Below are 13,456 nucleotides of genomic sequence, written 5' to 3'. Positions count from 1 at the left end.
TTAATGTTTTAGCCCTGGCGTTGTTGCCTGTTCAGCCTTCCAGTACATTTGTCTCCCAGGTAATCTTTGCCGTTTTTTCCAAAATCTTCGCCACCGAGCAATATTTTTCCATCGACATATCTACGGCCCTTTTGGCTTTGTCTAAATCCAGATCACCATACAGGTTAAACGTTACATGGATATCTGTAAAGAGTGAAGGTGTTTTGTCTTTTTCACGTTCCCCATTCAGGGTCACTTTGATGTCGTTGAGCGGCTGGCGCATTTTGCGCAGGATATCAATTACATCGATGGAGCTACACGCTCCCAAACTACTGAGTAGCATTTCCATGGGGCGCATACCCTTGCCTCCGCCACCAATGGCGGGTGCGGCGTCGGTTTCTACGGAATTTCCTTGTTCATTGGTCGCCTTCAGGTTGAAGGCATCGTCGAGACGTTCGAGTTGAATGAGCATTTGTTTGGATTAAAAGGTTGAGGGAGGTGGAGAAGGTTGAGAAGGTTGTGGCTACCGCGAGCGACTTAGACAATGACATTGTCCAAATCGCTCGCGGCAGCCTCAACCTTCTCAACCTCCCTCAACCTTCCTAAACTTTATTAGAATTTTTCCGACCCCGGCAGCGCCACATTCGATACCGTCCATGCCTGTGAAGGCCTGGGGCTGGCGTCTACTTTAGCTTCCGGGGAGAATAAAAAAAGGCGGATCAAGGATTCAATGCGTTGAAATTCAACCAAAAAACCATCGTGGCCATAAATACTTTCCAAAACGGTATACTGTGCACCGGGAATCCCTTTGGCAATTTGTTCCTGCTCCCGAATCGGAAACAGGATATCGGTAGCAATGCCGATCACCAGTGTTTTTGCTTTTACCGCCTGGAGCGCTTTTTCCACTCCGCCCCGACCCCGGCCCACGTTATGGCTGTCCATTGCGCGACTCAAGGTCAGGTAAGAGAAAACATTAAAACGCCGCCAAAGTTTTAAGCCTTGGTAACGTTGATAAGAACTTGCCCGAAAATCTTCCAGTTTATCGGCATCATCTGTTTGTGACAGCTGATAGGTATCGTAACTGCGGTAAGACAACATGGCAATGGAACGCGCAGTTTCCAGCCCTTTTTTACCCGCTTCGGGATTGTTTTCTTCCAGCAGGGTACTGTCCGCATAAATTGCCATCCGTTGGGATTCATTGAAAGCAATACCCCAGGGCGAATGTTGGGCGTTGGTAGCCAAAAGCACCAGGTGATCAAACAAATCCGGCTTTTGAATACCCCATTCTAGCACTTGTTGCCCTCCCATGGAACCGCCCAAGGCGACGTGGATTTTTTGGATGCCCAATTCTTCCCTTAGCAATTCATGCGCTGCCACCATATCCCGTACGGTAATCAGGGGAAAACTATGCCCGTAAGCCTTGCCGTTGGCAGGATTGATGCTCAAAGGCCCGGTACTCCCATAACAAGAGCCCAGGATATTGGCACAAACGATGAAGTAAGTTTCAGGGTCAAAAAGTTTGCCCACGCCTACCAAGCCATCCCACCAATCCGCTGCCTCGGAATTACCCGTCAAGGCGTGGCAAACCCACACGACATTGTCTCCAGCAGGTGAAAGTTGACCATAGGTATGGTATGCGATTTCGATTTCCGGCAACGTAGTGCCACATTCCAAATGGAAGGCTTGTGCAAGCTTCCAAAGTTTGGGTGATTCAGCCATTGACTCTAAGCGATTTTATATGCCCATTAATGGCGGGATTTGGCACCGTTGCCTAATAGATGAAAGATGAGAGATGAAAGATAGAAAAGCACAGTGCTTTCCTTTTCATCTTTCATCTCTCATCTTTCGTCTTTAGTATTGCATGGTTGCCAGAGGTTCATCGAGCCCGTTCTCTCCCCTCTTCTGTATAAAATCACGCCTTACGTAAAAGAAGTGATCAGGAGGGCAAAGTTATGGTGAGATGGGGAAAAATCAAATAGTGGTCTAGAAATAGATTAAATAATTGTTAGTTGTCCTGCTTTGCTTGCACAATTGCGCAAGACGCTGCATATTTACATTTTGTCTGAAAATTGAAGGATCTGATACATGAGTAAAAAAAGAAGGGTCATCTTTATAGACAACACCCATCCTTTTCTTTTTCAACGCCTTAGCGAATTGGGTTTTGAATGTGAAGCCCATTACAATACCTCCAAGGAAGAACTTTTACCCCAATTATCCGATTGTTTTGGATTGGTCCTGCGCAGTCGTTTGCGTATAGATGCAGAGTTCATCAATCGGGCCAAAAATTTAGCATTTATTGCGCGCAGCGGGGTCGGATTGGAGCACATTGATGTGGAATGGGCTGAAAAACGGGGGATAAAAGTGATCCCTTCACCGGAAGGAAGCCGGGATACGGTAGCTGAACATGCCATTGGTATGCTCTTGATGTTGATGAACAATTTGGGGCTCGCCGATCGCCAGATTCGTGATGGACAATGGGTTCGGGCCGCCAACCGGGGCATCGAAATCAAGGGGAAAACCATCGGTATCATTGGTTATGGCAACATGGGTTCTGCTTTTGCCCAAAAAATACGCGGTTTTGGTGCCCGCCTGATCGCTTACGATAAATTTAAGACCCACTACGCTGACGAACTGGTAGAGGAAGTTGCGCTGGAACAAATCTGGGCGGAAGCCGATATTGTCACCTTGCACATTCCTTATCTGCCCGAAAATTACCATTTCGTCGACCACACTTTTTTGCAGCGCTTTCAAAAAAACATTTTCCTGGTCAACACTGCCCGGGGGACGGTGTTGAATACAGTGGATTTGGTACAAAACCTTCAATCCGGGAAGGTGCTGGGGGCGGCTTTAGACGTATTTGAGTACGAAGAGCAATCTTTTGAAAACCTCAAACCAATGGAGCTTCCTGAACCATTTCAGTATCTACGCAAGGCTGACAATGTCGTGCTGACACCCCATTTGGGTGGAAGTTCCGTAGAGTCCAACGAAGGCCATGCCAGGGTTTTGGCACAAAAAATTGAACACTTATTTTGTTGATTGGAATAGTTACATTGATTGATGAGGATGCAATTGTTTTCAAATACTGCAGAAATACAAGGCAAACACGAGGTGGTCTACAACCTCATGGAAGTAGCGGAAGGGCTCTATTTGCCCAATGCTTACATCGTAAGTGTGGATCAAAGCAACCTTTTGGCGCACATCCGGCAAAAAGCCCTGGACGACACCATTGGGGCTTTTAAACTGGAGTTGGATGCCGTTCGAAGCAAATTGTTTGCCATCATTGAAGAGTTGCAGCCCAAAAATCTGGAAAAAAAATACAGCCCGCCCAAAAAAAAGATCAAGCCGCTGGAAGAACTTTGGGCCGACAAAGACATCCAAAGCGCCATCTCCCTCTTTGTACACCGTAAGCTGGATGAATTGTTGAGCCAGGTGGTTGAACACCGCTTGCATTTGACCTGGAATGTGGATCGCCGGGGCCTGGTGAAGGACTTTGTGATGCAGTTGCCGGAGAAGGGTGCTGAGTTGGACGTGCATCTTTATTTTAAAAAAAACCAGGACAATGTCCAATATCGCCTTCGTTTGAGTGAAGGTGAGGGGGAGCCCTGGGTGGTCAGCGCAAAAGAAGTCATCCCGATAACCAATCAATCTGCGTGGTTGTTCATCGATTACCGCTTGTGCAAGGTTGCCGAAATCAACGGCAACATGGTCAAACCTTTCCAAAAGCGCGACGAGGTCTTCATCCCCGCCAATTCGGTCAAAACCTACTTCCAAAAATTCATCCTCAAAGTAGCCGCCAAGGTTGACATCGAAGCCGAAGGTTTCGACGTGGTAGTTTGGGATGAGCTCAAAGCCTGCCAACTGGAACTGGTACCCAGCGTATTCAATGGGGAATGGGTGTTCTCCATGCACATGATTTATCCTGCGCAGGCCAGCTTCAACTGGAACGACAGGCGAAACAAGCGCACCAGTCTGGAATTTGGCGAAAACGATGTGCGCATCAACCAGGTGCGCCGCAACCTGGAGCAGGAGAAAAAGTTTGTTACAGCCATCAAAAAGCTGGGCCTGCACAATCCTGAGGCCTCTTATTTTACCGTACCAGATAAAAGCGCAGACCCTTTTCACTTGCTCGATTGGTTGCTCACCCATCGGGAGGAACTGAACAAACTGGGTTTCAAAGTCGTCCCTGTTCAATTGGAGGAAAAAAAGGTCTACCTGGCCAATGCACAATTGAGTCTCCACTCCGAACGCATCAATGACTGGTTCGACATATACGGTGACATCCAGATAGGTGAATTCAACATCCCTTTCCTGGCCTTGGCCCGCAACATCCGCGAAGAAAACCGCTTTTACCCCCTGCCCAACGGCGAGTTTTTCATCATCCCCCTGGAGTGGATGGAAAAATTCCGCGCCTTGATGCAATTTGCCCGCAAAGAAGGCAATGCCCTGCGCCTCAACAAAAGCCAATATACCCTGGTGGATGAGTTGGGCATCGCCCAAAAATCAGGTACTGAAGAGGAGGCTACCGACCTCGCTGATTATGTGCCTGGCAAAAAGCTCAAAGCCGATCTGCGCCCCTACCAACTCGAAGGGGTGCGCTGGTTGATCAAATTGTACCGCAACGGTCTGGGGGCTTGTTTGGCCGATGACATGGGTTTGGGCAAAACTTTACAAACCATTTCGGTGCTCCTGTATGCCAAGGAACAAAAAGCCGCCGCCCCAGATCCTGCAGCAACTGGCAATCAACTGGATTTGTTTGCCACCAGCGCCGGCGATGAGGAGTTTTTGCAAGCGCTCAACGCCCTGATTGTACTACCCGCCTCTTTGGTGTTCAACTGGGAAGCCGAGATCAAAAAATTCGCCCCCACCCTCAGCATTTACAAACATGTAGGCCAGCGGCGCTACACCGATATCCGCTTGCTGCGGCGTTTTGATGTGATTTTGACTACCTACCAAACTGCCCTGCGCGACGAAGAGTTGTTGGCGCAAATGGAGTTTGAATACATCATCCTGGATGAAAGCCAACAGATCAAAAACCGGGAGAGCAAAATCTTCCAGTCGGTTCACGATTTGCGGGGCAAACACCGGGTTTCGCTTTCTGGTACCCCGATTGAAAACTCCCTGAGTGACCTCTGGGCCCAAATGCAGTTCATCAACCCGGATTTATTGGGCAATTATTCTTTTTTCAAACGGGAATTCATCACCCCGATTGAACGGCATCAGGTAGAGGACAAAAAACTCCGCCTGCGCAACCTGGTTGCTCCGTATATGTTGCGACGCACCAAGGAGGAGGTAGCCAAGGATTTGCCGCCACTCACTACCCAGGTTTTCTACTCCGAAATGACCCCGGAGCAGAAGAAATTGTACGAGCGGGAAAAAAGCGCAGCCCGGAATTTCTTGTTGGAAAACTACGACGCGAACAGCCCACAGTACCGCATTTTGGTGCTGCAATCGCTGACGAAACTGCGCCAATTGGTGAACCACCCACGCCTGGTTTCGGAGGAATACACCAAAGAAAGTGGCAAGTTCAACGACATTCTGGAGCAATGGGATACCATTCGCCGCAGTAACCACAAGGCGCTGTTTTTTAGTTCCTTCGTCCAATACCTCAGCCTTTTTCGCGAGGAATTTGAACAACGCAAACAGCAGTTTTCCTGGCTTACCGGCGACCTGACCGCGAACAAACGGGTGGAAGAAATCAAAAAATTTGAGGCGAACCCCGAGGTGCAATCTTTCCTGATTTCCATCAAATCTGGCGGCACCGGCCTGAACCTCACCGCCGCCGACTACGTCTTCATCCTCGATCCCTGGTGGAACCCCACCACCGAACAACAGGCCATAGCCCGCGCCCACCGCATCGGGCAGGACAAAAACGTGATCGCCATCAAGTTCATCACCAAAGATAGTATCGAGGAGAAAATCCTGAAGTTGCAGGATAAAAAATCAAAGCTGGCGGAGGATATCATTGAGAATGTGAATCGGGCGGAGTTCTCAAGAGGGGATATTGAGTTTTTGTTGGAGTGACGAAACCTAAATTAGGTGAACCTGTAGGTGGTTAACAAGCATCCTGCTCCGCAGGGCTTTATTTTACTTCCCTTTCCAACCCATAAAAATCTCCACCAAGGCACCGCAGTGCAAGTGCTTGCATTGATTTATTTTCACAATTTTTTGACTACCTTTGTTTTAGCTAAGAAGAAAGGCACTTAAAATCACCCATTTTATTGTTTTTCAATCATTTATGCTTTATACGCCACAGGGAATGTAGAGCTATTGATCTTAGCGCCAGACTACAAATGTTCCTGCGTGTTATGAGCAAGACAAAAAAGGATGTAACCATCTACGATATTGCGGCCCAGCTTGATATTTCCGTAGCGACAGTGAGCCGGGCCTTGAGGAACGATCCGGTGGTGAGCGACAAAACCAAAAAAAGAGTCTTTGACTTGGCTGAAAAACACGGCTACCAGGCCAATCAGTTTGCTCGTAGCCTGCGCCAGCAGCATACCAATACCATTGGGGTAATCATTCCCAGGCTCAATAGCTACTTTATGGCCTCGGTGATTGCAGGCATCGAAAACGTGGCCAACCAGGCCGGGTACAACCTGATCATCAGCCAATCTTCTGAATCTCCCGAAAGAGAAGCCATCAACGTCCGCACTATGTTTAACAACCGGGTAGATGGCCTATTGGTGTCCCTCTCTTACTTGACCAATAATCTGGAACCTTTTGATAAATTTGCCCGAAAAAACATCCCCGTCATCTTTTTTGACCGCAGTCCTGAAAACAGTTCCTTCACCAATATCCGCATCAACAACGTTCAGGCTGCATACGAAGCTACCAGACATTTGCTGAGCCAGGGGCGGCGGCGGATTGGCCACATTACCGTATCCAACACGCAGAGCATCTACAAGGAGCGCTTTCAGGGCTATGCCATGGCACTCGCTGAGTTTGGTATTGCTTTGGACAAAAGCTTGATCCGCCTGGCCGACTTAAGCACCGAATCAGGAATGGAGGCCGCCAAATACCTGCTGGCCCAGCCTAATCGGCCCGATGCCGTATTTGTGGTCAACGACAACTGTGCTGCAGGTTGTGTCATCGGCCTGAAAGCCCAGGGCATTCGGGTACCAGAAGACATCGCGGTAGTTGGCTTCAATGATGACCCGGTCAGCAGAATTGTAGAGCCCAATCTGACCACCATCCATTACCCAGGGCATGAAATGGGTGAATTGGCAGCCCGTAGCCTGATCAATCACTTGAGTGGTGCAGGTGATATCATGTTGACCCAAACCATTTTGTTGCGTTCTGATTTAGTGGTACGGCAATCATCGGGCGTTTTGGTGCCCAGTCACTAAGCAGATTTGTGTTGCATAAACCTGGCCAGGTTACCCATTGCCGTGCTGTTGACTTTTTTGCGAAAATAGGGCGTCCAACCCAGAAGCATGCCTGTAAAACCAAAAGCTTGTCTGGCCCAGCCATAAAAATCAAAACGATCGACGTGTTTTTTGATTTTGCCGTTTTCAAATTCAAAACTGGCACTGATTTTATTGAGCACTTTGCGCCCAGTGGCGGAGAGGGTGTAGTGGGCCTCCCAATAAGCAGACCCACTGTGCTCATCTGCGCTAACATCCCGGAATTCCAACTGTAAATCCTTGCCATTCCTGATCAGCATTTCCCACATGGCACGTACCTGAGCGGCATCCAGGTTCTGAAATGCCTCGTCGTTAAATGTGGCATTATCGCTGTAGCAGGCTTGCATGCCCGCGTAGTCTTTGTTTTGGAAGCAGGTGTAGAACTGTTCGATAAGCAGGTGATTTGGATGTTTGGACATGACGCTAAGTGTTAGTACCGCGAAATGTACATCAATTTCCTCAATCAGTGGTCGTTAAGCACAAAGAACAATAGGGGAGCAGCAATAAATCAACACCTCGCCAAATCTTGACGAGCCCCACTAATGCTGCATTGGTTCTTTGTGCTTATGGTCTTTGAATAATGTGAAAGGTAAAACGAGCTTAAAGCCTAGTAGAGTTTTGTTTGAGTCCCAGTAATCATTGCCGTAGATGATTATTTATGCTACAAAAATGGGGCATGGATATCGTGTTGAAAAGTACAAATTTGCTAAAAAATGGAACAATAAAAAAAGCCCTAATTTTCATAAAAAGCATGTTTTCAGAAAATTAGGGATTTTGTCTTTGGGGTTTACTGGTTTTTAAAACCTCAATTCCATATTTGGAGCATAGGTTACAGTAGGAATATTTTTGGCAATAAGCCGATTGATATCCCGCAAATAGGCTTTTTCTTCACTATCACAGAAAGACAAGGCAATTCCACTGGCTCCTGCTCGCCCGGTACGACCAATCCGGTGTACGTAGGTTTCTGGAATATTGGGCAAATCGTAGTTGATGACGTGGCTGAGGTTGTCCACATCGATGCCCCGGGCCGCAATGTCAGTTGCCACGAGCACCCGAATTTTACCTTCTTTAAATCCGGTTAGCGCACTCTGGCGGGCATTCTGAGATTTGTTGCCGTGGATGGCGTTTGAGCGGATTCCGGCCTTGACAATGTCGCGATTGATTTTATCGGCGCCGTGTTTGGTGCGGGTAAAGACCAATACCGACTTGATCTTCGATTGTCGGAGCAATTCGATCAAGAGGGCGCGTTTGTCCCTTTTTTCCACAAAATAAACCAGTTGCTCTACGGTTTCTGTGGTGGAGGACACGGGAGTTACTTCCACTTTAGCGGGGTTGTAAAGGATGGTACTGGCCAGTTTTTGAATTTCCGGAGGCATGGTCGCTGAAAAAAACAAGGATTGCCGACGCTCGGGCAATTTGCTAATGACGCGTTTTACATCGTGTACAAAACCCATGTCCAACATGCGGTCAGCCTCATCCAATACAAAGGTGTTGAGGTATTGTAAGCTGACCAGTTTTTGGTTCATCAGGTCCAGTAAACGCCCGGGCGTTGCGATCAAGATGTCCAGACCCCGGCGAATGTTTTCTACTTGTTTCATCTGTTTGACGCCGCCAAAAATTACCCCGTGACGCAAGTTGGTGTGTCGCCCGTAAGCACTGAAACTATCGTTGATTTGAATGGCCAACTCCCGGGTTGGAGTGAGTATCAAAGCTCTGATTTGGCGTGGACCAATCGTTGGAACGACTTCATTGTGCAACAACTGCAGGATGGGAATGGCGAATGCTGCTGTTTTGCCGGTTCCAGTTTGTGCACAACCCAGTAGGTCTTTTCCTTTTAAAAGCAGAGGAATGGCTTGTTGTTGGATGGGGGTTGGGGTAGAATACCCTTCGGTCTCAAGCGCGCGCAAGATGGGGTCAATCAAATTTAAATCCTTAAAAGTCATGTGGTGATGTTAGCTGCTACCTTGGTATCTGTTGTCTCAGTAGCAATAATAGTACAGTTAGGGGAAAGATAGACTTTCTCCAGTGTGTACCGTAATTTCCTGAAATTGAATGAATCACAAGGTGAGCAAGGCAAAAATACCGAGCCGGAAAAACAAATGTAACAGTGGCTCTTCCGTATCTTGAGCTACAAATCAACATCAAGTATTTCAAAATCACTACAAAGGTACAGTTTTATACCGTACCGTGCAGGTTTTTGTTTTTTACCTTTAAAATCCGCCATCCCTAATTATATTTGTTAGCACAGGCTAAGTCAAAAATCTATGCTACACCTTTTCCTACTGCTATTTTCTATCCACATGCACGAACAAAACACCAAAAGCATCCAAATCCAGGCCAGCCAATGGACTGCCCTGGAGTCTTCCACTTTTTTTCACTCCACGGATGGCAGCGCCGCCGATTTTCCAACATCCGTACAGCTAAAAGCGGATGAGGACTACTTGCACGTCGCTTTTTTGTGTGAAAAAGATGAGTACGTAGCTCAAAATACTTACCTGGAGCACAACCAGCCCCTTTACAATCAGGAAGTATTTGAGGTGTTTATCGCCTCCGGTACAGCCGACCCGGCCCAGTACCTTGAACTCGAAATCAACCCCAATAATGCCATTTGGGTGGGTAAAATTTCGTATCCGTCCCTGGGGGAAAAAAGTGACATGAAGGGAGAGCTAATCGACCCTGCCAGCAGTAAGATCCTACACCAGGCCACTAAAGGGCAACAAACCTGGTCGGGCACTTTGTCGATTCCCTGGGGCTTGATCTCGCCGGAAAAATCCTCACAGTACCGCATCAATTTTTACCGCATTGTAGCCAAACAAAAGCCCCAGGAAAAAAACTGGAAATGCAATGTAGACAATTGCGCGTTCCTCTGCTGGAGTCCTACGATGAGTGGCAAAACTCCGGCTTTTCATCGGCCACGTCGTTTTGGATTGCTTAATATTCTTCCGCGTTAAACATCCCTTTATTTATAGGTGTGTGCTGAATTAAGGGACGTTTTTACCGCAGAGTTTCGCAGAGTACACGCAGAGTTTCTCAGAGTTTTTAGTTTCACAGATTTTTGCCACCTCCGGTGGCTGGAGGTCGGACACCATTAAAATTTGATTGTTTTACATTATTGTTTATCAATGCTACTCTGAGTCATCTTAGCCACCGAAGGTGGCCTAAACTCCGAGAAACTCTGCGGGTACTCTGCGAAACTCTGTGGTAAAAAAATGTTGAGCCTGCACCAATTCCTTGATTTCTAAGGCAAATAAGTCAAAATTCCCATCGTTTATGAAACCTACATCTGCTCGTATAATTCTCTGCGCATTTTGTGCATCCTTTATTCTAACTCTAACCCCATGTTTCTCCAAACCCGTCGAACTCCGCTGCGAGTACCTCGTCAATCCCTTGGGCATAGATGCAGCTCGCCCGCGTTTCAGTTGGCGTTTGGATGACCCTGCTCAGGGGGCAGGTCAAGTAGCTTACCAAATTTGGGTGGGAAGCGATTCTTCGGGGCTGCTTCAGGGCAGGGCTTTGGTATGGAACTCGCTAAAGGTGGTTTCCAACACAACCTTATTAACCTATGCAGGTCCAGCCCTGCAAGCCTTTAGCAAATACTACTGGGCCATAGCCTCCTGGGGTATAGATGGCCAACGAACGGTATCCGCAGTCGCTAATTTTGAAACGGGCATGCAAAAAGCCAGCAACTGGAAGGGCGCCTGGATTTCGGATACCCGCGATGTCAACCTCAAACCAGCCCCTTACTTCCGCAAAACCTTTGATACCAATAAAAGCATCCGCTCGGCACGTGCCTACATCGCAGTAGCAGGATTGTACGAATTGTCGATCAATGGCCAGGCCATCGGCAATCACCGCCTGGACCCCATGTATACCCGCTTCGATCGGCGCACCATGTACGTGACCCACGATGTGACCAAACAAGCCCAAAAGGGCAAAAATGCCATTGGGGTTTTGTTGGGCAATGGCTGGTACAACCATCAATCCACTGCGGTGTGGTTTTTTCATGAAGCACCCTGGCGCAACCGGCCTACTTTTTGCCTCGATTTGCGGATCACTTACAGCGATGGATCGGTGGAAACAATCAGTTCGGGCAAAGACTGGAAAACGGCGCTTAGCCCAATTATTTTTAACAGCATTTATACCGCCGAGCACTACGACGCGCGCCTGGAGCAGCCCAATTGGAACCAACCCAATTTTGACGATGCCAAGTGGAAAACCGTGATTTTGCGTCCTGCCCCCAGCACCAACCTAGTCGCCCAGGTGATGCACCCCATTCGCGACGTGGAGGAAATCAAGGCAAAATCCATGCGCAAAATCAACGACACCACTTATCTGTACGACCTGGGCCGCAACATTTCCGGGGTGGTCAGCCTTCGGGTAAGCGGTGCAGCAGGTACGCGGATTCGGCTCCGGCATACCGAACGCCTCAACGCGGAGGGCCGCTCCGACATGTCGAACATCGACGTTCATTACCGACCTACCGACAATACCGATCCTTTCCAGACTGACATTTTTATCCTCAGTGGCCGGGGTGAAGAACGCTTCATGCCCCGCTTCAACTACAAGGGCTTTCAGTATGTGGAAGTGAGCAGCAATCAGGCCATCACGCTTTCTGAAAACAGCCTCAAGGGGTATTTCATGCACAGCGACTTGCCTGTGCTGGGAAAGGTGCAATCAAGTAGTTCTACCCTGGACAAAATCTGGTTTGCCACCAACAATTCCTACCTTTCCAACCTTTTTGGCTATCCCACCGATTGCCCCCAGCGGGAGAAAAACGGCTGGACCGGAGATGCACACATTGCCAGTGAAACCGGCTTGTACAATTTTGATGGCATCACCGTTTACGAAAAATGGCTGGCCGACCACCGCGATGAGCAACAACCCAACGGCGTTTTGCCCTCCATTGTGCCTACCAGCGGCTGGGGTTACGAATGGGGCAATGGCCCCGACTGGACGAGCACCATCGCAATCATCCCCTGGAACGTATACCTGTTTTACGGCGATTCCAAACTGCTAGAGGATTGTTACGACAACATCAAACGTTACGTGGATGCCATCAGTGACCGCAGTCAAGGGCATTTGACTACCTGGGGGCTGGGTGATTGGGTGCCCGTCAAATCCAAAGCGCCGGTTGAGCTGACTTCTTCGATTTATTACTACGTAGATGCAACCATTCTGGCCAAAACGGCTCAATTGTTGAATAAAAAAGCGAATTATACGACCTACTCAGCGCTGGCTACCAAAATTAAGGATGCCATAAATGCCAAGTACCTGAACCGGGAAACCGGGGTTTATGGCAACGGCACCCAAACGGAAATGAGTGCGCCACTCCATTGGGGCGTGGTACCCGCCGAACTTCAGACCAAAGTAGCGGCCAACCTGGCGCAAAGGGTCAAAGCCGATGGCGCCCACCTGGACGTAGGCTTGCTCGGTACCAAAACCATCCTCAACGCCCTCAGCGACAATGGCTACGCCGACCTCGCTTACCAAATCGCGGCACAAGAAGATTTCCCCTCCTGGGGTTGGTGGATCAAAAACGGCGCCACCACCCTCTACGAAAACTGGCCCATCGACGCCCAATCGGACATCTCCATGAACCACATCATGTTTGGTGAAATTGGGGCCTGGTATTACAAGGCCTTAGGGGGCATCAAGCCGGACCCGGCAGTTCCGGGTTTTAAAAACATACTGCTCAATCCTCATTTTGTGAAGGGTTTGGATCGCTTTCAGGCCAGTTTTAAAACGCCTCAGGGAGAATTGGTGTCGAGTTGGGAAAGGACGGCTCAGGGTGTTAGTTACAAGGTAGTGGTGCCACCGAATAGCAGTGCCAGTTTGAGTTTGGAGCTGGGGCCAGGGCAGAAGGTGTGGAGTGGCGGACAGGTGTTGGTGAGTGAGGGAAAAAATGGGTTTGTACAAAATTTACGAGCTGGGTCTTACGTATATTTGATCAAATAATCAATAGATTTAAAGTGATTTGACTCTCAAGCAATTGATGATTTTCTTTTTTTGAGTTCAGAATTCCGAATACATGAGTACATGAGTTTAGAAGTGAGCTACCGCAGCGACTTAGACCA

General features: G+C 48.4%; 9 protein-coding genes and 1 riboswitch. Of the genes, 5 read left to right on the top strand and 4 right to left on the bottom strand.

The window, feature by feature from the left end; genetic code table 11:
* Positions 1-31: 31 nt before the first annotated feature.
* Together SFV55_RS08230 and metX are read right to left on the bottom strand one after the other, a co-directional pair.
* Entirely contained in the window at positions 32-451 is a 420-nt protein-coding gene (locus SFV55_RS08230) for an OsmC family protein (protein ID WP_320029009.1), read from the bottom strand.
* Positions 452-591: 140 nt separating this feature from the next.
* Positions 592-1,698, bottom strand: coding sequence for a homoserine O-acetyltransferase MetX (gene metX / locus SFV55_RS08225; protein WP_320029008.1), 1,107 nt, complete (start codon positions 1,696-1,698; stop codon positions 592-594).
* 12 nt (positions 1,699-1,710) lie between these two features.
* A riboswitch (SAM riboswitch) is annotated at positions 1,711-1,892 on the bottom strand.
* 172 nt (positions 1,893-2,064) lie between these two features.
* Between metX and SFV55_RS08220 the strand changes: the two genes are divergently transcribed.
* From SFV55_RS08220 to SFV55_RS08210, 3 genes are all read left to right on the top strand, one after another.
* Positions 2,065-3,015, top strand: coding sequence for an NAD(P)-dependent oxidoreductase (locus tag SFV55_RS08220; protein WP_320029007.1), 951 nt, complete (start codon positions 2,065-2,067; stop codon positions 3,013-3,015).
* Between the two features lie 27 nt (positions 3,016-3,042).
* Entirely contained in the window at positions 3,043-6,000 is a 2,958-nt protein-coding gene (locus tag SFV55_RS08215; protein WP_320029006.1) for a DEAD/DEAH box helicase, read from the top strand.
* A gap of 284 nt (positions 6,001-6,284) precedes the next feature.
* Positions 6,285-7,325, top strand: coding sequence for a LacI family DNA-binding transcriptional regulator (locus SFV55_RS08210; RefSeq protein ID WP_320029005.1), 1,041 nt, complete (start codon positions 6,285-6,287; stop codon positions 7,323-7,325).
* On the opposite strand, the gene SFV55_RS08205 is transcribed toward SFV55_RS08210, so the two are convergent.
* Together SFV55_RS08205 and SFV55_RS08200 are read right to left on the bottom strand one after the other, a co-directional pair.
* The gene (locus SFV55_RS08205) at positions 7,322-7,801 is read right to left on the bottom strand and encodes a nuclear transport factor 2 family protein (protein ID WP_320029004.1); all 480 of its coding nucleotides are present in this window, start codon (positions 7,799-7,801) and stop codon (positions 7,322-7,324) included. The two genes, SFV55_RS08210 and SFV55_RS08205, sit on opposite strands and share 4 nt — an antisense overlap.
* Before the next feature lie 378 nt (positions 7,802-8,179).
* A complete protein-coding gene (locus tag SFV55_RS08200; protein ID WP_320029003.1) occupies positions 8,180-9,325 on the bottom strand; it encodes a DEAD/DEAH box helicase in 1,146 nt (381 codons plus the stop codon).
* A gap of 321 nt (positions 9,326-9,646) precedes the next feature.
* Between SFV55_RS08200 and SFV55_RS08195 the strand changes: the two genes are divergently transcribed.
* Complete coding sequence (locus tag SFV55_RS08195) at positions 9,647-10,333, top strand: carbohydrate-binding family 9-like protein (protein WP_320029002.1); 687 nt, start codon at positions 9,647-9,649, stop codon at positions 10,331-10,333.
* Between the two features lie 319 nt (positions 10,334-10,652).
* Positions 10,653-13,337, top strand: a complete 2,685-nt coding sequence (locus SFV55_RS08190) for an alpha-L-rhamnosidase (protein ID WP_320029001.1) — start codon at positions 10,653-10,655, stop codon at positions 13,335-13,337.
* Positions 13,338-13,456 lie beyond the last annotated feature (119 nt).

It is taken from the genome of Haliscomenobacter sp. (assembly GCF_033763495.1).
Lineage (GTDB): Bacteria > Bacteroidota > Bacteroidia > Chitinophagales > Saprospiraceae > Haliscomenobacter.
Note: the sequence above shows the minus strand (reverse complement) of the source record. Positions and strands in the feature narration are given on the sequence as shown.